Source organism: Rhodococcus sp. P4_F3_2 (assembly GCF_056401335.1).
In genome coordinates, this window is sequence record NZ_JBFUJN010000005.1 from 166,609 (window position 1) to 187,663 (window position 21,055).

At 63.2% G+C, this 21,055-nt stretch carries 20 protein-coding genes; 10 read left to right on the forward strand and 10 right to left on the reverse strand.

Features of this window, described 5'->3' with window-relative positions:
* Nucleotides 1–47: 47 nt before the first annotated feature.
* Genes AC1DWA_RS07135 through AC1DWA_RS07145 form a run of 3 tightly spaced genes read right to left on the reverse strand, consistent with a single transcriptional unit; the run spans nt 48 to nt 5,600 of the window.
* Complete coding sequence (locus AC1DWA_RS07135; RefSeq protein ID WP_477846192.1) at nt 48–3,245, reverse strand: acetyl-CoA carboxylase family protein; 3,198 nt, start codon at nt 3,243–3,245, stop codon at nt 48–50.
* Nucleotides 3,242–4,939 (reverse strand): AMP-binding protein, encoded by a 1,698-nt coding sequence (locus AC1DWA_RS07140; RefSeq protein WP_477846193.1) that lies wholly within the window; start codon nt 4,937–4,939, stop codon nt 3,242–3,244. The genes AC1DWA_RS07135 and AC1DWA_RS07140 overlap by 4 nt, the downstream gene beginning before the upstream one ends.
* 25 nt (nt 4,940–4,964) lie before the next feature.
* Nucleotides 4,965–5,600: a TetR/AcrR family transcriptional regulator gene (locus AC1DWA_RS07145; RefSeq protein WP_019746323.1), complete on the reverse strand. Its 636-nt coding sequence runs from the start codon at nt 5,598–5,600 to the stop codon at nt 4,965–4,967.
* A 1-nt stretch (nt 5,601) separates the two neighbouring features.
* On the opposite strand from AC1DWA_RS07145, the gene AC1DWA_RS07150 reads away from it, so the two are divergent.
* Complete coding sequence (locus AC1DWA_RS07150; protein WP_060938715.1) at nt 5,602–5,781, forward strand: hypothetical protein; 180 nt, start codon at nt 5,602–5,604, stop codon at nt 5,779–5,781.
* A gap of 1 nt (nt 5,782) precedes the next feature.
* On the opposite strand, the gene AC1DWA_RS07155 is transcribed toward AC1DWA_RS07150, so the two are convergent.
* Nucleotides 5,783–6,370 carry a DinB family protein gene (locus tag AC1DWA_RS07155; RefSeq protein ID WP_477916546.1) on the reverse strand — a complete coding sequence of 196 codons (588 nt, stop codon included), beginning with the start codon at nt 6,368–6,370 and terminating at the stop codon, nt 5,783–5,785.
* 18 nt (nt 6,371–6,388) lie between these two features.
* Here AC1DWA_RS07155 and AC1DWA_RS07160 point away from each other — a divergent pair, with 18 nt between their 5' ends.
* The 4 genes from AC1DWA_RS07160 (at nt 6,389) to AC1DWA_RS07175 (ending at nt 9,998) form a co-directional block, all read left to right on the forward strand.
* Nucleotides 6,389–7,537 carry a hypothetical protein gene (locus AC1DWA_RS07160; protein ID WP_477846194.1) on the forward strand — a complete coding sequence of 383 codons (1,149 nt, stop codon included), beginning with the start codon at nt 6,389–6,391 and terminating at the stop codon, nt 7,535–7,537.
* A gap of 65 nt (nt 7,538–7,602) precedes the next feature.
* Complete coding sequence (locus AC1DWA_RS07165) at nt 7,603–9,252, forward strand: MFS transporter (protein WP_021332682.1); 1,650 nt, start codon at nt 7,603–7,605, stop codon at nt 9,250–9,252.
* 3 nt (nt 9,253–9,255) lie between these two features.
* Nucleotides 9,256–9,708, forward strand: coding sequence for a DUF6325 family protein (locus tag AC1DWA_RS07170; RefSeq protein WP_097388068.1), 453 nt, complete (start codon nt 9,256–9,258; stop codon nt 9,706–9,708).
* Nucleotides 9,705–9,998 carry an SHOCT domain-containing protein gene (locus AC1DWA_RS07175; RefSeq protein ID WP_019746316.1) on the forward strand — a complete coding sequence of 98 codons (294 nt, stop codon included), beginning with the start codon at nt 9,705–9,707 and terminating at the stop codon, nt 9,996–9,998. The genes AC1DWA_RS07170 and AC1DWA_RS07175 overlap by 4 nt, the downstream gene beginning before the upstream one ends.
* Nucleotide 9,999: 1 nt before the next feature.
* Here the strand turns inward: AC1DWA_RS07175 and AC1DWA_RS07180 are convergent, their stop codons facing one another.
* The 5 genes from AC1DWA_RS07180 to AC1DWA_RS07200 all read right to left on the reverse strand — a co-directional run bounded on the left by AC1DWA_RS07180 (nt 10,000) and on the right by AC1DWA_RS07200 (nt 14,871).
* Nucleotides 10,000–10,686 carry a SagB family peptide dehydrogenase gene (locus tag AC1DWA_RS07180; RefSeq protein WP_477846195.1) on the reverse strand — a complete coding sequence of 229 codons (687 nt, stop codon included), beginning with the start codon at nt 10,684–10,686 and terminating at the stop codon, nt 10,000–10,002.
* A gap of 4 nt (nt 10,687–10,690) precedes the next feature.
* Nucleotides 10,691–11,671: an ABC transporter substrate-binding protein gene (locus AC1DWA_RS07185; protein WP_029254147.1), complete on the reverse strand. Its 981-nt coding sequence runs from the start codon at nt 11,669–11,671 to the stop codon at nt 10,691–10,693.
* The gene (locus tag AC1DWA_RS07190; protein ID WP_477846196.1) at nt 11,668–12,462 is read right to left on the reverse strand and encodes an ABC transporter ATP-binding protein; all 795 of its coding nucleotides are present in this window, start codon (nt 12,460–12,462) and stop codon (nt 11,668–11,670) included. Before AC1DWA_RS07190 ends, AC1DWA_RS07185 begins: the two co-directional genes overlap by 4 nt.
* Nucleotides 12,459–13,526, reverse strand: coding sequence for a FecCD family ABC transporter permease (locus AC1DWA_RS07195; RefSeq protein WP_477846197.1), 1,068 nt, complete (start codon nt 13,524–13,526; stop codon nt 12,459–12,461). The genes AC1DWA_RS07190 and AC1DWA_RS07195 overlap by 4 nt, the downstream gene beginning before the upstream one ends.
* Nucleotides 13,527–13,611: 85 nt before the next feature.
* Nucleotides 13,612–14,871, reverse strand: coding sequence for an MFS transporter (locus AC1DWA_RS07200; protein WP_477846198.1), 1,260 nt, complete (start codon nt 14,869–14,871; stop codon nt 13,612–13,614).
* Between the two features lie 92 nt (nt 14,872–14,963).
* On the opposite strand from AC1DWA_RS07200, the gene AC1DWA_RS07205 reads away from it, so the two are divergent.
* The 5 genes from AC1DWA_RS07205 to AC1DWA_RS07225 all read left to right on the forward strand — a co-directional run bounded on the left by AC1DWA_RS07205 (nt 14,964) and on the right by AC1DWA_RS07225 (nt 20,105).
* A complete protein-coding gene (locus AC1DWA_RS07205; protein ID WP_003943543.1) occupies nt 14,964–15,152 on the forward strand; it encodes a streptamidine-related RiPP repeat protein in 189 nt (62 codons plus the stop codon).
* A gap of 94 nt (nt 15,153–15,246) precedes the next feature.
* Complete coding sequence (locus AC1DWA_RS07210) at nt 15,247–16,059, forward strand: hypothetical protein (RefSeq protein WP_021332675.1); 813 nt, start codon at nt 15,247–15,249, stop codon at nt 16,057–16,059.
* Nucleotides 16,056–17,483: a CocE/NonD family hydrolase gene (locus AC1DWA_RS07215; RefSeq protein ID WP_477846199.1), complete on the forward strand. Its 1,428-nt coding sequence runs from the start codon at nt 16,056–16,058 to the stop codon at nt 17,481–17,483. Before AC1DWA_RS07210 ends, AC1DWA_RS07215 begins: the two co-directional genes overlap by 4 nt.
* Nucleotides 17,476–18,816: a YcaO-like family protein gene (locus tag AC1DWA_RS07220; protein ID WP_113683416.1), complete on the forward strand. Its 1,341-nt coding sequence runs from the start codon at nt 17,476–17,478 to the stop codon at nt 18,814–18,816. Before AC1DWA_RS07215 ends, AC1DWA_RS07220 begins: the two co-directional genes overlap by 8 nt.
* Nucleotides 18,813–20,105 (forward strand): YcaO-like family protein, encoded by a 1,293-nt coding sequence (locus tag AC1DWA_RS07225; protein WP_113683415.1) that lies wholly within the window; start codon nt 18,813–18,815, stop codon nt 20,103–20,105. The genes AC1DWA_RS07220 and AC1DWA_RS07225 overlap by 4 nt, the downstream gene beginning before the upstream one ends.
* Here the strand turns inward: AC1DWA_RS07225 and AC1DWA_RS07230 are convergent.
* On the reverse strand, nt 20,052–21,023 hold the full coding sequence (locus AC1DWA_RS07230; RefSeq protein WP_113683414.1) for a saccharopine dehydrogenase family protein: 972 nt from the start codon (nt 21,021–21,023) through the stop codon (nt 20,052–20,054). The two genes, AC1DWA_RS07225 and AC1DWA_RS07230, sit on opposite strands and share 54 nt — an antisense overlap.
* Nucleotides 21,024–21,055: the final 32 nt, after the last annotated feature.

Consider the following 21,055-nt stretch of genomic DNA (forward strand, 5'->3'; position numbering starts at 1 on the left):
GCTAGTTGCCCTGCCCACGTGCGGCAACAGCTCGAATCAGCAGGATCTCAACTGTTTCTGCCGAGCTGCCTGATCCAGGCGCGGGTGTCGGCGGGATCGATGACATCGTCCAGTTCGAACGTGGTCGCCGCCATCAGCGCCTTGCCCTGTGCGTAGGCCAGTTCCACGAACTGACCGAACAGAGTTTCCCGAGCCTCCGGGTCTTCGACGGATTCGAGTTCCTTACGGAAACCGAGGCGCACGGCACCTTCCAGACCCATCGGCCCGATCTCGCCGGTCGGCCACGCCACCGTGAACTCGGGTGCGTGGAAGGAACCACCGGCCATCGCCATGGCGCCCAACCCGTAGCCCTTGCGCAGGATGATCGTTCCGAACGGCACCGTGAGGCGAGCACCGGCAACGAAGAATCTGCCGAACCTTCGGACCGTCGCCTCCTCCTCCGAGTCCGGGCCCACCATGAATCCCGGTGTGTCGCAGAGGGTCACCAGAGGGATGCGGTGCGCTTCGAGCAGTTCCAGGAAATCCGAAGCCTTGTCGGAGGCTTCCGCGTCTATCGCTCCGCCGAGATGCTCGCTGCTGTTCGCCAGCACACCGTACGGAACTCCTTCGACACGAACGAGTGCCGTCACTACACCGCGACCGTAATCTCGACGCAGTTCCAGGACGCTGTCGACGTCCGCGATCGCCTCGATCGCTCCACGAACGTCGTACGAGCGCAGGCGATTCTCCGGGACCACGTGCCGGGAGAGCCGCGGATCCGGAGCCGTCCACTCTCCGCTCGCACCCTGGAAATAACCGAGGTACTGCTTGGCCAGCGCCACCGCATGAGCGTCGTCGTCAGCCACCAGGTGTACGACGCCGTTACGGCGCTGCACGTCGATGGGGCCGATGTCCTCGGGGCGGAAGTTTCCGAGCCCGCCGCCCTCGACCATGGCAGGGCCGCCCATGCCGATGTTGGCGTCGGGCGTCGCGATCAGTACGTCGCAGGCGCCGGCCAGGGCCGCGTTGCCCGCGAAGCAGCGGCCGGACACGACAGCGACCATGGGTACGCGGCCGCTCAGCGCCGCCATGGCACGGAAGGTTCCCAGTTCCAGGCCCGCTCCTGCCCCTGCATCGGTGTCACCGGGGCGACCACCGCCGCCTTCCGCGAACAGCACTACCGGAACTCGCTTGCGATCGGCGATCTCGAGCAGGCGGTCGGTCTTGGCGTGATTGCGCATGCCCTGGGTACCGGCGAGCACCGAGTAGTCGTACGAGATCACGACGCTCTCGCCGCCGCTGATGGTCGCTACTCCGCCGATCAGACCGTCAGCAGGAGTGTTGGCGATCAAGTCTTCCTCGCTTCGCCGACTGCGCTGCGCAGCCAGTGCGAGAGCGCCGTACTCGACCAGGCTGTCGTCGTCGACCAGGTCGTAGACGTTCTCGCGAGCAGTCCGCCGCCCCAGCTTGTGGCGCTTGGCCACTGCCGCGGGCCGCGCCGCGTCCAGGGTCACCTCGTGGCGAGCGATGATCTCCGCCAGATCGGGACGTACGTCGTCGAGGTCCACCTCGTCGACCTCGGCGAGCTTCGATCCCGCGCTTGCGCTACGGACGACGAGCAACGGTTCGCCCGCACTCACCGATCTCCCCGGTGACGACAGGACCCGGACCACTTCGAGGTCACCGGGCGCCGAGAGAACATGCTGCATTTTCATCGCTTCGAGGACGGCGACCTGGCCACCCGCATGGACGCCGTCACCGACTGCGGCAAGTTCGACGACGATTCCCGCCATCTGTGCACGGACCACGTCCTCGTCCGGCGCCACGTCCACACTCGCGGAGGGAGCTTGTGGGCCCGCTTCGGGAACGAGGTCCGCCAATCGAGAACCCAACCAGTCGACGTCGACCAGGCCGTTGCGGAAGTCCTTGTCCGACAGTATTGCCTGCAGGAATTCGAGGTTGGTCGCCACGCCGTCGATGGTGAACTCACTCAAAGCAGCAGTCGACTTGCGCACAGCGGCAGGAAAATCCGATCGACGCGTGTGGGTGACGACCTTCGCCAACAGCGAATCGTAACGCGCACTCGGCGAGAGTCCGACCGTACCGAAGGTGTCCACTCGCACGCCGGGTCCGCCCGGAGGAGTGAAGTTGTCGAGCGTGCCGGAGGACGGTAGCGCATTGCCGTCCGGCGTCATGGTTTCCATGTTGACGCGGGCCTGTATCGCGATCCCCGACGCCGACGCCACGGATCCGACTGTCTCCGATACCTTCTCGACGGCGGTAATTCCGGTTGGCAGGTCCAGGTCCTCGAACTGAACCCCGTCCGCGATAGCGAGTTGCACGGCGACGAGGTCGATTCCGGTGACCTCTTCGGTCACCGTGTGCTCCACCTGAATTCGTGGATTGACTTCGAGGAAGACGAATCCGCGTTCCTCGACCAGGAACTCGACCGTCGCGATGCCTCGATAGCCGACCTCGGCGCACAGCCTTGCGGCCGCAGCGTGAAGACGCTCGCGCAGGGCCCCCGACAGCCCCTGCGCGGGCGCAACCTCGATCAACTTCTGATGCCGACGTTGGACGCTGCAATCACGGTCACCCAGAGCGAGCGCGTGGGTTCCGCCTTGCCCCGGCGCCGCCACGATCTGCACTTCGATGTGCCGAGCGTGCTCACTGAGTACCTCGGCGAACAGTGCCGAACTGCCGAATCCCGACTGGGCTTCGGCCGCACACACACGGTACGCGTCGTCGAGCGCTTTCGGGTCGCGCACCACGCGCATGCCGCGGCCACCGCCGCCGCTGAGCGCCTTGATCATGATGCCGCGGGAGTTGCGCTCGAAGAATTCACGTACCTCGTCGAGGTCGGCGTTCGCCGATGTCGACGGCAGGACCGGTACACCGGAGTCGACCGCCGCAGTGCGGGCGCTGGCCTTGTCGCCGAAAGTCCGGAGAACCTGGGCGTCCGGGCCGACGAAGACGATGCCCGCCTCGGTACACGCCTGCGCGAATTCGGCATTCTCACTGAGGAATCCGTAGCCCGGGTGCACGTGCGTGGCGCCCGTTTCGGCCGCGATCTTCAGCAGTGCGCTCTGATCGAGATACGCGGATGCGCCCGAAGCTCCGAGCGGCACCGACTCCGTGGCCGCCGCGACGTGCGGACTGGACGCGTCGTCCTCGGCGTAAACCGACACCGTTTCGATCCCGAGTTCACGGGCAGTTCGAATGATCCGCAGCGCGATTTCGCCGCGGTTCGCAATCAGCAGTCTCACTTTTCCCCCTGAGTGCGCTCGAACAGATCGCCCTTGCGCACCTTTCCTGTTGCAGTCATCGGAAGCGCCTCGAGCACTTCCACTTCGGGCACCTTGTACGTAGCCATGTTCTCCTTGGCCCACGAGACGATCTCATCGGCCGCGGTGTCGGAACCCTCGACCAGCTGGACAAACGCAAAAGCCACCTGCCCCTTGTCCTGGTCCGGTTTCGGTACCACCGCAGCCTTTTCGATCGCGGGATGCAGCATCAGCAGCGCTTCCACCTCGGAGGGGAAAACACTCATGCCGTTGGTCTTGATCATTTCCTTGTTTCGCGCCAGGTAGTGCAAACCACCACGCTCACTGAACTTTCCGACATCGCCGGTCTGCAACCAGCCGTCACGGATGGCGTCGGCGGTGGCAGCCTCGTTGCGGTAGTACGCGGAAAGGATCGACGGACTGCGCACGATGATCTGTCCGTGCTCACCGACGGGAACCGGCCTTCCGTCGTGATCGACGATCAGAACGTCGGTACCGGGCACCGGAATTCCGCAGAACACCGGCTCGCTTTTCAGGTCGTAGTCGCCGTCCTGGAAACCGAGAGTGATCGTGTCCGCGGTGTGGGTTTCGGTCATGCCGTAGCTCGCTTCGCGCAGAACACCGCCGGTAGCCTCGCGCCACCGCTGGCGCGTGGCCGGATCGAGTTTGAGAACAAACGAGACTGCCATGGCGTTCTGGAGTGTCGAGAGATTTCGCTCCGAGAACCCTGATGTGTCCATCAGTTCGACGTAATTGTCGACGGTTCCGACCAGCGAGGTCACACCGTAGGTCTCGACCGCGTCGAGCGTGGTCTCCGCATCCCAACGATTCAGCAGGACAACGGTTCCGCCGTTGACGAGCGGAACCAGAATGCCGAAGTCCTCACCCGCGATCCAGAAGATCGGCAGAAACACCAGGGATACCGGCGGATTGGCGCCCACCTGGTCACCACCGGCAAGCGTCGCGGTGGCCGCGGTGTAAACCATGTGGCGCTGAGTGTGCTCACAGCCCTTGGGCATTCCCGTCGTTCCGCCCGTGTAGTTCAGGGCGGCGAGGGAATCGAGTTCGGTGGCAACGGGAGTCGCCCGCTCACTGGTGATGATCGACTGCCAGTCGCTCAGGCGCGGATCGTCGACCTCGAAGGGCAGTTCGACGGTGGGGATCGCAGTCAGCATGTCCGATACTGCGGTCTTCGCGACGTGTTCGAGTGAAGTCTGTGAGCGAACCTTCTTCACCAGCTTCGAGAAAGTGTTCTGCGTCAGTAGGACCTTGACGCCGGCATCGTTGAGTTCGTGAATCAATTCGTGTTCACGGAAGAGCGGATTGATGGGCACGTGAACCGCACCGACCTTGAGAATGCCGAGCATCGCGATGTGGAACTGCGGGCAGTTGACCAGGTGAACGCCGACACGATCACCTCGTTCGACTCCGAGTGAAAGCAGCCATCCGGCAAAACGATCCGAAAGCTCGTCGTACTCGGCGTACGTGATGACGCGGCCGTAAAAGACGATTGCGGGAGTATCCGGCCGCTCGAGCGCCCAATGCCGCAAGTAGTCGACAAGTCCCCCGCCTTCGAGCGGATACTCGACGGAGCGGGGAATCCCGGCGGGCCAATGCGCCTGCTGCAGCGCAGAGATTTCCGCCAGAGCCGCTTCGAGCAAGTCTTGTTCTGCCACCGATCACTCCATTCGTAAAAGAAATCTATTTCGACTCTTCGAACCCGATCAACCGTTCGGACATCGTCGTCATATCTGCAATGAACTGGTTCTGCTCTTCGACACTCGCCTTACTCAGTCGTGCTCCACCGGCCATCTGTGCGTCCGAGATCATCTGAACGAGCACCGGGGGCGAAACGCAGGGATCTACATCGTGAACCTGTCGAATACGTTCGACGAAGCGTACGTAGCGGCTCACGAGCTTTTCGCGAACTGCTGACCAACTGCGCTCGACCTCGGAATCCACCCGCGCCCGGTGCTCGATCACCGCGAGCAGGTCCCCGTAGGTGTACACGGCCGTGATGAACGCCGACGTGGTCGTTCTGAGAACTTCGCGTAGATCCTCGGCCGCTGGCCCCTCCATGTGCTGGGCGTCGAGAAACCGTCGGCACATCATTTCGGCGACGGCGCGGAAGACCTCGTCCTTCGACGAGAAGTACGCGTAGAAGGTCGCTCGGGACACATCAGCCCTGGTGGTGATTGTCTCGACGGTCACGGCGTCGTATCCGAGTTCGCCGAAACAGAGAGCAGCGGTGTCGAGCAGGCCGGCCCGACGTGGACCGTCCCCGAGCTTGCGGGCTGTCCGCGCTCGCTCCTGCGTTTCGCTGGTGGTCACCGTCACAGTGTGTGTTGACGTTGACGTCAATGTCAAGAATTGCGGCATCCTCGCCGCCGTTCTCGTCGGCTCAGTCGCGAAGATGGGCGAGAAGAAAATCGTCTCCCGGATCACCCGTGGGGCCGGCGACATGGTCGGCCCCGCGATCGTTGTCGTGGTGATCGGTGCGGCAGCGGTATTCGAGTAGTTCAGGCGTGGTGGRCCTCGCGTGCCGCCGTCTCCAGACGGTCGTTGTACTCGGCCCACCACGCCTCATCACCGGGAGCCAGATTGTTGTCGCCCGCCTTCATCCCAGCAGCTCCGTCGATCAGCTCCCGCACGATGTCCGCGTGGCCGGCGTGCCGATGGATCTCGGTGACAACGTGAACGAGTATCCGGTGCAATGTGACGTCGCGACGATCCTCCGGCCAGTGCTTCACGAAGCCGGGGGCGTCCAGATCGTGCTGCTCGATCGTGGCGTCAGCGAAAGCCCAGGTGCGGCGATAGGTTTCGACGATGTCGGCACTGGACTCATCGGCGCGGGCCCACATGTCGACGTTGAGTTCCTCCGAACGCAACCACGCCGGTAGATCGGGAACCCGACGGCCGAACGTCGGACCGAAATACCCGAGCTCGACGCCGATCATGTGTTTGACCAGTCCCAACAAGTTGGTCCCTGTCCGGGTCATCGGACGCCGAATGTCATACTCCGACAGCCCGTCGAGCTTCCAGACGAGCGCGTCACGTGCTGCCTGCAGGTACCGCTGGAGATCTTCCTTTTCCGAGTTGGTGGTCATGAAACCAACCTAAACCGAGTGGAGCAGACATTGACAGCGGTGGAGGATCTGACCGAGGTTGCATCCCGGGCCGTCGCCGCCGAGCGTGACGCCCGGTCGGTGCGCTGGCACAACCCGGCAGCCGTCCGCAAGGCTGCCGCGTCCGTGCGTGATTCGCTCGACGACGAACGATCAGCGCTGAGCCGACCGTCGTACAGCGGTTTGTCGCCGTCGCCGCACATGGCTCGCCAACTCGAACTGATCACGACGTTGCAGCCGCCACTGCCCGCCGACGCCGGCATCAGCACCGCCGCGCAGGCCGAGGCCGACGCCGTCGCCGCCGCGATCCGCGGTTACGTCCCGCTGAACTCGGGCAACCCCGTCGTCCGGCACGTGCAGGATCTCGGCTCCCGGATCCGTGAGGAAGCACGGCACGTCGTGAGTGGCAAGCCTCGGTCGATCGCTTTTCGGCTGGGGCTGAGCCTCGGAGTGGGCTTGGCGTACCTGGCATTCATTCGCCTCTTCCAGTGGGACTCCAAGGAAGATCGACTGCCTTACCTTGCGCTGTACGCACTCTCGGGTGTGGTCGGAAGCGTCGTGTGCACCAATGCGCTCAGCTTCGACGCCGGCCGCGTCCGTGCTGCTTTGTCCGGCGGAACCAGGCTCTGGCACGTCCTCGTCGCGAAGAATACGATGATGCTGCTTCTCGTCGGCAGCGCCGGGTTCCTGCTCAGTGCCATCCTCGCGTGGCGCTCCGGAAGCAGTGCTGATCTGGTGAAGGCGTGCGGTCAGGTACTGACCATGATCCTGCTGTGGCTCGGTGTCGCCAACGTGATGTCCGTGGCCTTGCCGCTGCGGGCCGAACCGATGACGGCGAGGCGCCACGACGGCACATGGAAGCAGTTCCTGCTGTCCTTCGTCATCTCGTACGGTGTCGGACTGATCGTCAATCTGATGCTCTACTGGCGAGTCTGGGCGAAGACGACGCTGCTCGAACAAATGGGCGGGCCGTGGATTCCGGTCCTGTTGCTCCTCGCGAGCGCGGCCGCGACGTGGCTGTTGCTGACCGTCCTGGCCGTACTCCTGGCCGAGCAACCACGCTTCCGGCGCGCCTTGCAACGGGAGATGGTGGTCTACCGCGAAGAAACCAACCACTTGCAGGCGACCATTCAGCACAATTCCGGCTAATGTAACCGTGCGTGGCTGATCCGGGCACGCCGCGAGTACACGCAGTGTCGAGGAAGGCGTGACCCATGATGTCCGTAAAGCCTGGCGCAGCCGATACGTCGGCCGCCGTAACCACCGCCTCCTGGCTACCACTGATCGTGGTGGTCCTCACGCAGATTCAGGCGTCGTTCGCCGTCAATGCGCTGACCGTCTCGATGGCCGGCATCACCACCGATCTCGACACTCCTGCAACAAGTGTCGGCACCGCGATCACCGCAGGCACCTTTGCCATGGCTGCCTTCATTCTGCTGGGCGCCAAGATCGGCGCCCGCTACGGGACGCGTTTGGTCTTCCAGATTGCCGTCGCGATTCACGGTCTCGCGATGGCTGCGGTCGCTCTGAGCCAGAGCCCGGCAATGCTGTTCGTGGCGCAAGCCGCGTCCGGCGCCGTGATCGCTCTCATCGCCCCCGCGTTGACGGTTTTCATCGCCACGAACTTCAATGGCGATCAGCAGGCAAAGGCCATCGGTTACCTGGCAGCAGCAATCCCCGCAGCCGGTGTGCTGGCACTACTCATCGCCGGTTCCTTCGCGACGACCATCGGGTGGCGCTACTCCTTCGCCCTCGTCGTGGCGCTCGCCGTGGTCAACCTGGTCCTGAGTTTCCGTGTCAAACCTGTTCCCCCGCAGAAGGACATCACCATCGATTGGGCCGGCGCCGCACTGGCTGCCGTTGCCGTCATCCTGCTCAGCTTCGGTTTCAGCGGCCTGAACTCGTGGGGCGTCATCCTGGCCACCGACGCTGCGCCGTTCTCGGTCATCGGTGTTTCACCCGCGGCCATCCTGATCGTCCTCGGCACCATCTGCGCGCAGGGATTCTTCCAGTGGACGCGAAGCCGCAAGGCGCAGAACAAGCCTCAGCTCTTCAACCTCGACGTCCTCAAGACCGGCGCCGAGCGCGCCACCACGATTTGCATGGCGACGATGATGTTCGTGGGAACCGCGGCCAACTTCCTCATTCCGCTGTACATGCAGATCATCCAGGGCCGCAGCAGCTTGCAGACGTCGTTCTCGATCATCCCGTACACACTCTCGATCTTCATCGCGAGCACCGTCGTCGCGCGCCTGTACAAGACGTACTCCCCGCGTCTGATCGCACGAGCCGGGTTCGTCGTTGTTGCCGCTGGACTCATCCTGTTGGCCTTCACCATTCGTGGTGACTGGCATCAGATCTTTGTTGTCATCGGCCTGATCACCCTCGGCCTCGGGCAGGGCGCCATCGTTGCGCTGGTGTTCAACACCCTCCTCACCGCAGCTCCCAAGGAACTGGCCGGTGACGTCGGCGCCTGGCGAGGACTGGTACACAACATGTCCGGCAGTGTCGGCATCGCGGTGGCCAGCGTGTTCGCCGTCGGAATCCTGGGTACCCTCGTCAGCTCGCAGCTGATCGACAACCCCACCATCCCGGCATCGCTCAAGGTCGAGTCAGGGATCAATCTCGACCAGGTCAACTTCGTCCCCAACGATCAACTCGTCGTGACGCTCGAAAACACCTCCGCGACACAGGCACAGATCGACGAAGCCATCCGGATCAACACCGAAGCGCGCCTGCGCGCACTGCGAACCTCGCTGCTCGTACTCGCCGGGCTCTCTCTGCTCGCCATCATTCCGGCCGGGCGCATGCCCAACGAAGTACCTGCTCTGGAAGAACCGCAACCCACGAAGGGCAAGAAGTAACCGATGTCCAACCAAGACCAATTCGGTCCGATCGAGTACGTTGCTGTCGAGTTTCCCAGCGGTGCACCGACCTCCGCGGGATTCGAGCAGCTGCTCGCTCTCGTCGACTCCGGAGTGATCCGCATCCTCGACCTCGAGTTCGTCACCAAAGCCGCCGACGGATCGGTATCCGTCGTACCCGCGTCCACCTTCGAACTCGCAGATTTCGATTTGGCGCAGTTCGACGGCGCTGCCTCCGGACTGCTCGACGCCGGCGACATCGCTGCCGTTGGTGAAGAGTTGGCTGCCGGAAGTGTTGCCGCCGTACTCGTCTACGAGGAACTGGCAATACTGCCGGTCATCGAGGCCTGGACCCGCAGCGGCGCAAAGGTTGTCACCGAAGGTCACCTGAGCGTGGACGAACTGGCTGCTGCACTGGACAACACCGCACCGGATACCACGGAGAAGGACGCATGAGTTTCTTGAGGCGAGCCGGCCGGGTAGCCGTCGCAAGCTCCATTCACGGCAATGTTCAGCGCCGTCAGCGGACCCGTTGGGCCGCCGAAGATCAGGCCCGCGCAGCGCAGGTCCAGCCGGTGCCGCCGATTCCCGATCTACCGCCCCTCCCGCCGCAGGCAGCTCCGGCAGAATCGGAAATGTCGATGGACGCTAAGCTCGAACAGCTCACCAAGCTGGGCGAACTCAAGAATGCCGGCGTATTGACGGAGGCCGAGTTCGAGACCCAGAAGGCCCGCATCCTCGGCTGAACTAGCTGGGCCGCCCGAGTGCAAAAGCCATTACGGGAAGCTGCGTCGTCGCGAGATTCAACAGAGACGCCACTCGCGCATCCGTGAATCCTGCGATGGCGCAGCCCACAAGTCCCATCGCCTCGGTCACAAGGTACAGATTCTGAACCAGCACACCGGCATCCACGTGCATCGTGCGGTAGTGCCGCATCGCGTACTTCTCGAGCGGCGCTTCCACGTCGGCGACCACAAACAAAAGAACCGGGAACACGTCGACGAACTCGGGCTGGAGAAGGCTCGCTCGAAGGTTTCCTTGTACGCCACCCGGCCGAACGGCCTCAGCACGGCCTTCCTGGATGTACCGGTACACCCCGGCTACAAGCGAGTGTCCGGGTTGGCTGACAACAAACGACAGCGTCAGTTCGCGCATCCCACCGGCCGTCGGGCTGCTGACCAGACTGTGGTGCAGCACATTTGAAAGTTCATCGATTCCCAAAGCAACTTGCGCTGGGTTGTAGTGGCTCCGTCGTGCCTGCAAGATATCCGGAAAGCCCTGGGCCGGCAGTGGCGTCGGCGCCGGTAATTCAACGAACTCAGACGTCACCGGGGGCAGTGCGCCCTCGTCGAACGGTAGCTCCGACGGAGCCACCGTCCGGTCCAGCGCAGCATGCAGCGATACGACGGCCTCGACCCGCTCGAGGGCGGTCAAGACCTCACGAACCCGGGTGCAGCAGGCGAGATACCTCGGCAGCTCCGTCGATCGACACCAATTCACCGGCGAACCACGCCTCCGGGACGGCAAAGATCGCATTCGACGTCGCGGCAGGCGTCCCGGCAAATGCCGTGCGAGCAGCCTCGAGTGTGGATTCCCGAGCCGACTCGGTGGAGTAAACGACAAGAATTGCCTGCGGCGACTTCGCGAGTATCGATTCGGTGGCTACCTGGCCGAAGTACTTCCCATCCGGAAGGTCGCTCTCGTAGAGGTTCTTTCCCCCGGCCGCCTCGAGCACGCTGCTGTAGAGGCCCCTCGCCAGAGCGTAGGATTGCCCCTCCGAAACCTGAACCATCACAGTGGCAACCGGCTCCTTCCCGGCCACGGATGCCTCGGTTTCTGCGAGCGACTTCTTGCCATCTGCCAGGAGAATTGCTGCTTCGTCACTTGTTCCGGTCAGGGCACCGAGACCGTCGATGTCGGACCAGACGTCGTCGATCCGCCCCTCGGTGACCGCCTTGTGGCAATAGCCGCTGTTCACGAAGATCGGGATGCCGAGGTCACGCAATTCGTCCATGCTCTGCAGTCGGTCACCGTCGAACCAATACTCCCCGTCGGAGACGATCAGATCCGGACGGGCGTCGAGCAATGCTTCTTTCGCGGGAACTCCGGTGCTCAGTACCGGCACGGCCGCGAACTGATCCGCGAGTTCGGGACTGGGAGGAGAGAGGTCGGTATTCGATTGTCCGACAATGCGGTCGGCGGCACCGAGTTGAATCAGAAGCTCCGTCATCGACGGATACAGCGAGACAATCCGCTCCGCCGTCTTGGGCAACGTGACCTCGCGATCACAATTGGTGACGGAAATCTTCTCGGACGACGACGTCGCCGAATCCGCCGTGGAGTTTCCGCATGCGGTCAGTACCGCAGTGGCGGTAACGGCCGAGCACAACAGCGCGGCAGTACGTATCGAGGATTTCAAGACACTGCTTCTTTCGTGTGTAGGAGCGGAGGCGCGAACGAGAGCAAGGGACGCCCGGTCAACGGATGAGTGCCGAGATGCACCTGAACCCCGAATACTTCGGACAGCAGGTCCTCGGTGAGGACCTCGGCCGTTGGTCCTGTCGCGACAACTACCCCGCCGGAGAGCAGACAGACGTAGTCGCAATACGCTGCGGCCAAGGCGAGTTCATGGATCGCGACAATCGTCGTAGTACCAAGTTCGGCGACCAATTCCATCAATTCGAGTTGAGCTCGGATGTCGAGGTGGTTGGTGGGCTCGTCCAAGACCAGCACCGACGGTTGTTGAGCGATCGCCCGGGCCAACATCACACGCTGCTTTTCTCCCCCGGACAGTTCGGCGAAGAGTCGTGATCCGAAGCCGTGCATACCGGTTCGTGCCAGTGCGGCACTGACGATGTCCCGGTCGATTTCACCGAGTCGAGAGAATGCGCTGTGATGCGGCGTCCGGCCCGTCGCCACCACCTCGCGGACGCTGAACGAGAAGTCGGATGAATGCTCCTGCCCCACAACACCGATGATGCGTGCTGCCGATCGTGGTGAGAGATCGTCCCACACGTTCTCCTCGTCGACCTTCACGATTCCGCTTCTCGGCTTCATCGAGCGGTACAACGCTCGCAGGAGGGAGGACTTTCCACTGCCGTTCGGCCCGACGAGTCCGACCACGCTCCCCTCGGGCGCTTCGAGATTTACGCCGGAAACCACCAGACGCCCACCTCGAACGACGTGAATCCCGCTGGCCGACAATCTCATGACTGCGCACCTCCGTCGCGTCGAAGTAACCAGAGGAAGAACGGGGCACCCAATCCGGCGGTGATGATTCCGAGTGGTAATTCGTTGGGCGCATCCAACATCCGGGCCGCAAGATCGACGATCACCAGGAAGGTTGCACCGACCAGCGCGGTTGCCGGCAGCAGCTTGCGGTGGTCGGATCCGACGAGGAGTCGTACGGCGTGCGGCACGAGCAGCCCCACGAAACCGATTCCGCCGGCAACGGATACAACAACCGCGGTCAGCAACGACGCGATCACCAGCAGTAGCAACCTGGTACGGCGCACGTCGATGCCCACCGATTGCGCGCTCTCGTCTCCCATAGCCAGCGCGTTGAGTTGGCGAGACTGCGTCAACAGCACTGCCGCACAGACGGTGATCACCGCGGCGGGCACACCGAGATCCGACCAACCTGCCCCGCTCACCGAACCGAGTAACCAGAAGAGCACTCCCGAAAGCTGACTCGGATCGGCGCGCAACTGCACGAAACTTGTTGCAGCCGAAAGCAGATAGCCGATGGCAACTCCGGCCAGGACCATGCGCAGCGGGACAAGCATTCCCTCGCGCCGACCCAGTACGAGAACCGCGATCAGGGAAACCATGGCCCCCAGGAAGGCTGCCACCGGAACACCGATCGACAGGCCGGTTCCGATGCCCGTCGTCATGATCAGCACTGCGCCGAAGGACGCTCCCGAACCGACACCCAAGATGTACGGATCGGCAATCGGATTGCGCACCAACGCTTGCAGCACTGCGCCGGCCAGTGACAACCCGGCACCCGCCAGTGCTGCGATCAGAATGCGCGGGACCCGCAGTCCCCACACGATCCGGTCGAGTAGCGGGTCGACCGGCGGCCCACCGGCGTGCGCGTACAACACCGCGAATACGTCGGCGAAGGACAGCGACGCAGCGCCCGACCACACCGCGACGGTGGAGACGGTGGCAAGAACCACGGCCGTGGCCAACAGAAACGGGACGTATCCGCGGTCGCCGACGGGATGCGCACGCGACGGGGCATCAGGTACTGCTTCGCTGGTCAGCGTCATCGCACTCCTGAATAGGTAGGGGTTCACAGGGATGAACAGGTGGATCTAACCATAACGACAGTCGTTTTCATTAATAGTGACATGCTCATCTGTGCGGACAAGGGTCGGTCCGCAGGGCGCTCACCCACGCGAAGAGTGCCCCGACCAGCGCAAAGCTGCACGCAACGAGGTAGGCGGTGCCGATATCCCATCGTCCTGCAATTGCCCCGGCAATCAAGGCACCCACCGGCGAACCACCCCAGGCGACCATCCTCGCCGTGGTGTTCACGCGCCCCTGTAGACGATCCGGAGTCAGACGCTGACGTGCACCGATGCCGTTGAGGATCGTGACAGTCGCACAGCCGGAGTAGACGGTCAGAGCGGTGATCGCGGCGGCGGTGTTGCTGGTTGTCGCAACGACGAACAGCACCACCGGGGCGATGGTCAACGCACCGACCGTGATCGCGCCGACCGGCCACGGGGCCGGTAGGCGTGGGAGCAAGACTGCGCCGACCACACCACCCACGGAGACTGCTGTCCACACGGCCCCGATCATCGGACTCGACGTCGAAATCCCCAGCCTCTCGGACGCGTACACCACCAGGAGCGCCGTGACAGCACCCTGCGTCAGCGAATTGACGAAGCCGACGCCGGTCAAGGCTCGCAGGAGCGGAGACTGCCAGAGGAAGCTGAGGCCTTCGCGTATGTCACGCGCAATTCCGGGTTCCGACTTCTTCGGCGCCGCAGGAGTACTCGAGAACGAGGCTCCGATCGACGCCATGGCCAGCCCGGCCAATACGTAGGCCAGTGCATCAGCACCCAATGCGTAGGCCGGGCCGATCGATGCCACGAGCACTCCGGCAATAGCCGGAAAGGCAACATCGACGAGCGTGCTGGAAGTCCACAGCGCACTGTTGGCGGCCGGTATTCTCTGCCGACCGACCAGCGCAGGCAAGGCTCCGAAAGCTGCAGCATCGAACCACACGAAACACGTTCCGATGCACATCGATACGCCGACCGCGTGCCATGCCGTCAACACACCGAGCGCCTGAGCCGCCGGAATGCTCGCCAAGGCAAGAGCAGCGACGGCCTGCGCACACAGGATGACTGTCCGCCGGTTGACTCGGTCTGCCACGGCGCCCGCGAACAAGCCGAACACGAGGTACGGCAGAACCGTCCCCGCAGCCGCGAGCGAGGTGAGAAACGGAGACCGGCTGATGTCGAACACCAGGATCGGCATTGCCACTCCGGTGACGGCCGCACCGGCCACGGCAATCGTGCGAGCCGTGAAGAAGAATCGAAACGATCTGTCCCGAAACACATGTGGTTGCGCTTCGGCGGATCCCGTCGTCGAGGTCTCGCTCATGTATGCACTCTCTTGTACCTGTTGCTCTCCGTGGCGATCTTTCGTACGGTGGCATCGTAATGGAAATGGTTTCCATTACGGAAGGGATGACAATGAGCAACATTTCATTCGACAGCGTCTCCAACTCGGCTCCGGCCAATGCACTCCAGGGCGTCGGCACCAATGCCCTCGTCGACAACCCGTTCACCTTCGAGCCGGTTGCCGAGGCGACGTCCGCACATGCTCTGCAGGGTGTGGGCACCAACGCCCTCGTCGACAACCCGTTCAGCTTCCAGAGCTGAAACCTTCCCTGATCCGGACCGTTTCGACGGTCTGATCTGCCGATGACCCCGCCCGCATCCGACTCGTCGGGTGCGGGCACCGACAAGGAGATCCGTGTACGCCCTCGCCGACGGACACCAGCTGTATCCGACACCGGACGGTACTTGGCATTACCTGACACCGGACGAGAACGCGGTCACGATCGGTGCGCCGGCCGAAGACCTCGCGGAACTCGACAACTTTCTCAGGCGCTCTGGTTCGGTGCTCGGCCCGGGAGCGATCGAGATCGCCGACGCTCTCGTCTCTCGCGGCGTGCTGGCTGTTCCAGGTCAAGTGCCAGAGATTCCGGGTCCACAGCGTGTGCTGATGGACGGGGTCGGACCCGTTGCCGATGCCTGCATCGCTCTGCTCTCCAAGGCTCTTCCGGACCTCGACGTCGTATCCACCACTGCGCCAATCGAAGACGACGTTGCGTCTTCGGACCTCGTACTGTCGGTTGCCGACGCTCCTCCTCACGACGCGTGGTCGGAACTCGATACCTGGTGCCGCCACAGCCGAACTCCGTGGCAACGCGTCCACGCAGAGCTGGGTGAGATCTGCATCGGTCCCTTCTTCGACGGCATCGACAGCGCGAGCTACCGGGACGTCTGCGGTCGACGGCTAGCCGCGTCACGCGTACCGGATCACCTTCTGGCGCTGTGGAACCACCTCGCCGACAGTGAACGTCGTCCGCTTGGACTTTCACCCACCACAGCCGCAATGGTCAGTGCACTTGCATGTTCGGACGTCGTGGCTAGTTCTTACGGCGCACCGCCATCACACCTTCACCACCAGATCCGGATGAATCCACGAACCCTCATGATGACTCGCCATCCCGTGCTACCTCTGCCGGGCGGCGTTCTCGAGCCTTCGCCGACGCTCCGGTGATCTCACTCGGAGTGAAGATCCCGGCAGCAGACGGTTCTTCGCTGGCTACGGATGTGCTTCTCCCAGATTCTTCACCTCGGGGACTGATCGTGATCCGCACCCCGTACGGACGCGGGTGGCATCTGGCCGAGGGGGTCGAATGGCGATCGCGAGGAATTGCCTTCATCTGTCAGGACGTACGTGGACGGCACGATTCCACCGGATCTTGGGAACCGTACCTCCACGAGCGCGAGGACGGCGCCGCCCTTGCCGAGTGGCTGCAGGATCAGCCGTGGACACCGGAGTGCGTCATCGCAAGCGGGGCTTCGTATGCGGCAGGAACTGCGTGGGCGTTTGCTGCCGAGACCAACAGCGCCGATCGGGCATTTCGTGCTCGCGGCGTCGTCTCCAAAGTGCCGACCATCGGAAGCGACCGCGTCAAACGTGATCCCTCGGGGATACTTCTCCTCGCCGAGCATCTGGCGTGGTGGGGCGAGCACGGAGATTCGTCTTCCTCTCGTGAGGGTTTCATCCATGCCCTGATGCGCTCGGATTCGTCTTTGCTGGAACATCTCCCGGTGCAGTCGATGATCGAGGAGGTTGGCCTGACCTCCGATTCACCGGGCTGGTTGACGCCGATCCTTCGCGCCCGTAAACGCGAAGACTTCGGTGGCGATGATCTGGTGTCCGCGGACGAACTCTCCGAACTCGACGTCGCCGGGCTGCACATCGGCGGTTGGGACGATGCGATGATTCGGGAGACACTGCGGCACTTCGCATCCGTGTGGCGCGGGCCGCAGAGTTTGATCGTGGGCCCCTGGGCGCACGACCTCCGCCCGGGAAGGGTCGGCGAGACAAGTTTCGGCCGCCTTCAGGTCGAGTGGATGGAATCGATATTCTCGGCGCGGCCCGTGACCATCAATCGGGTATTCGACCGGGGTGCCGGCGAATGGTCGACCGAACCGTACGTCACGGGTGCGAATCGCGTTCGTCTCGAACCAGACCCGAGGACGGCGCCTTTCAACTTCACGCACCACGCAGACGAGGGCCGAAACGACTGTGTTGTCTGGACTTTCGACATGGAGGTCGAGTGTGTGCTGTCGGGAATGCCTTCGGTGGAGTTGACAGTGCATTCGCCCGAGGGCGAAGCTGACTGGATCGTCGAGCTGAGCATCGTCGATAGCGCCGGAGTCACCAGGTCGATCGCTCGTGGGGCCGGCGTCAGCCTTTGCTCCGGCACGTTGACCATAGATCTCGATCCCGTGTTGCACACCGTGCGCGCGGGTGATGTCTTGACGCTGCGGATCGCCGGCTCGGATTTCCCCCGCCTCGCACACAATCTCGGAGACGGTGATCGCTATCGAGGAACACGCAGTACCGCACTGCACCAATCATTTTCCGGGTCGTTGACCCTGCCGATACTCGGAGGAACTGCCGGTGGATGACTTGCTGGTCGACGCCCGAAGCGGCGTGCTGACCTCACTGGAACCACACATTCGCTCGGACATGCCGACGGGCTGGGTCGGTTGGGCCGCGAGGGTGGCCGACACCAGAAACTTCGGCGGCAGCGGTTCACTGTTTCGCGCGGACCCTTACGGATTCGGGGCTTCGATACGCGACGACGCAGCAGCTCGCGGTGCTGCAACCGGTGAGGCTGTCGAAAGATATTGCGGCAACGTAGTCCCCGAAGATCTGATCCGCAGCAGTGCGTCAGCGCTGGAACTGGCAGGCTCACGGGTCGTCGATCCCGCGAAATTTGCGTTGTACAGCGAGGACCAGTACCGCCTTCCCGGATTCCCCTTTGTTCCCTTCACATCGGCTCTGGAAATCCGCTGGGCGCTGGGTCACACCATGGACGAAAAAGTGCCCACCTATGTGCCAGCCGCCCTGACCTATCTCGGGTACTACACCGGCACCCGTCGCGGCGAACCACCGATCGCGTCGTTGCAGTACGCCGGAATCGCCGCGGGACGCTCACGCGCCGAGGCCGAGATGTCAGCTCTGCTGGAACTTCTCGAACGCGATGCCACCGCACTGTGGTGGTGCGGGGACCGGTCACAGCCGGCAATCGAACTCGCCGACTGGGAGCGGTTACCTGTGCACCGCCAACTCGGGGATCTGGAGAGCGACACTCGGAGCGTTCGAGTGCTTCTGCTCCCCTCCCCCTTCGGCATTCCCGTCGCCGCAGTGTGGATCCGGGATGACCGACGTGGATTGGTCGCGCTGGGCACAGCTTGTCGACCAACGGTGGAGGCGGCAGTCTCGAAGGCCCTTGTCGAGGCGTACGCCGTACTTGCCATCACGATCGACCTCGCCGACCCCGACGGGCCGACCTGGCGCAGCGTGGCGGACGGAACGCTGCCGGCGCACCTGTACAAACCCTTTCGGGCCGACCGTCGTTACCGGGACGAGTTCGATGCGCAGTGGAAGGACGTCGTCGATCTGCCGACCGTCGCCCAGCTGTATCTCGACCCCGTGATGGCTGGGGCAGCGGAAGAGCATCTCTTCGATTACACCGAAACACGCTCGGTATCAGAGATTCCCGACGAAGATCCTGTGAATCTTGCTTCTCTGGTAGCCCTTCTGACGTCTCGAGGGTACCAACCGATTTCCGTCGATCTCACCACCCGCGACATCTCGATTGCCGGGTTGCACGTCGTCCGCGTCCTGTCTCCCGGCCTCTACAACAATGCGCCGGCAGCTTTTCCCCTTCTTGGAGGTAGCAGATTGACCAGCGCATCGACCACCCATCTGCATCTGCCGGTCCCTCTCGCATGAGGTCTTTGCTCGTCGACCGCCGAACTGGGATCATTCGAGAGTTGGTCGACGCCGTTGTTCCCCAGCACTTTCCGCCGGAGTTCAAGCTGATTCACTCGTATGCCTCCGACTCGGCACGCTTCTCACCCTGGTCCAGCGACTCGGCGGGCGCCGGATATTGCTTCGATCTGGGTGACCGTGCGCGGCCTACCGCAGCTGCGATAGGCGAAGCGGTGGAACGATATTGCGGGAACATCGTCGCCAAACCGATCGTCCGCGGGTCGGCCGATGCATTGATCGGAGCAAGCATCGACCTGTCACAACTCGCGCGTTTCGACGCCGCCCAGTACGCGCGGCCACAGTTCCCGTTCGTCGAACCAACCGACGATCTCGAGTTGGACTGGACTCGCGGAGTCGACCTGATCACGGGTTCGGATATCTGGGTACCGGCCGAACTCGTCTGGGGTTCGTATCCTCATTTCGTCGCCCGGACGGGTCCGGCGATCTCTCCAGTAGCGCAGGCGGGTCTCGCTGCCGGTCCCACGACGGAATTCGCGATACGGAATGCATTGCGCGAGATAGTCGAGCGCGACGCGATGACGCTTTCCTGGACCGGAAGACGCGGCGTTCGGATAGTCACCGGCATCCCCGAGGTGCTTCGCCGCCTGGGCAATCACGGCAGCCTCTCGACCAGGTGGTTGTCATTCGACAGCGATTTCGGCATCCCGGTGCTCGGCGCCCTCGTCCACGACCGACTCACCGGATACTCGACCATGGGTACCGCCTGCCACGAAGAAGCGCAGACGGCTGCTTTCAAGTCGCTCGGCGAAGCGCTTCAGCTGCAACTGCTTTCCGCCGACTACGACAACCCGGAGAGCGGCATCGGTCGAGCCGCGGCCTCCCCGACCAGCCCGCTTGCGCCTTGGCGAGCTGACCGAAGCTATGCAGGCGCCTACCGATCGGACTTTGCCGACGTGATGGATTACGGGTGCCACTTGCAGCTCCACCTGGACCCGGAGATCCAAGCACGATTCGAGAGTGAGCTGGCAGGTGCCGTCGTCGGCGAGGTGGACCTCGACTCTCTGACGTCACCCATCGACACCGAAAGCGCACTGACAGGCTCGGGTTTCAGGCCGGCATGGGTCGACCTCACCACTGCTGATGTTCTCCGCGCTGGCTTGCATGTCGTCCGCGCCGTCGTACCCGGTTGTCTCACCAATGCGGCCGCCGGATTGCCGTTTCTCGGATCACCACGACTAGTCGACAGTCTTGCCGGACATCCAATTCGCACCATCCCATTGCCGCACTGACAGTTCCGGAACTGCCAGTTGTAACGACTCTGCGGTCTCCACCGCGTGAAACCACGTCGGCTTCGAGATTGCACGGTCTCGAATCACCTGCACGGCACGCGCGGCGATGGTTGCCGTCGCGGCCGACTGGCTACGCCCCGAAACCCACAGCGCCGGAACGGTATCCGTTCGGGCCATCGCAACCCAACGATCCGAACCCCACAGCTTCTTCGGCACAACCTTCTGGAGGGCGGGCGCCCACGTCATGGCTGCAAGCCCGAGTGTCGCTGTGGACGTGTCCAATCGCAGGTACGTCCGCACCGGTACGCCAAGGTCGCGCGTCAGGGCATGTTGGTCCGAAAAATCGGCCCGCACAGCAGGACCGGTGCGGTAGCCGGTCGCGTCCGCCGGCATCCGAAACGTCTTCATCCCGGCGTAGTTCCGGATCGATCGCCCGTCGGGATCGGGAAACCTCGTTCCCAACATCCCGTACGTCCACGCCGTCGCGGCCGGTCCGTGTAGTTCTCCGCCGCCGAGGCCGATCACGATGTCCACGGGTCCGTCGCCGAGTCGATGCGCTTCGGCGGCAAGGACACTGGTCAATCCCGGTGCCAATCCGACGCCCATCAGAACTGGGCCGTCGACCGCTTCCAGTTCTTCGCAGTAGCTCGAGGTTGCCGTGATGTCGACGAATGCCGCCCCACCGCGTACCGCTTCTTCTGCCAGGCGAACATCCTCGAAACCCGAGGCATTCACCACGACATCGAAGTCTCGAACCGCAGCCGAATACGCGCCTGGTTCTTTAAGATCAACGACGACGTCAGCGCGAGCACGATCGCGCCCGGCGGAGTACGCGGAGATTTCGGGGACCTTCGCGAGTTGTTTCATCAGGGGAATCCCGACGGCACCGTAGCCACCGAGTACAAGAACCTTCGTCATTATTTCGCCTCCCGAGTCGCTAGAGTTCGACT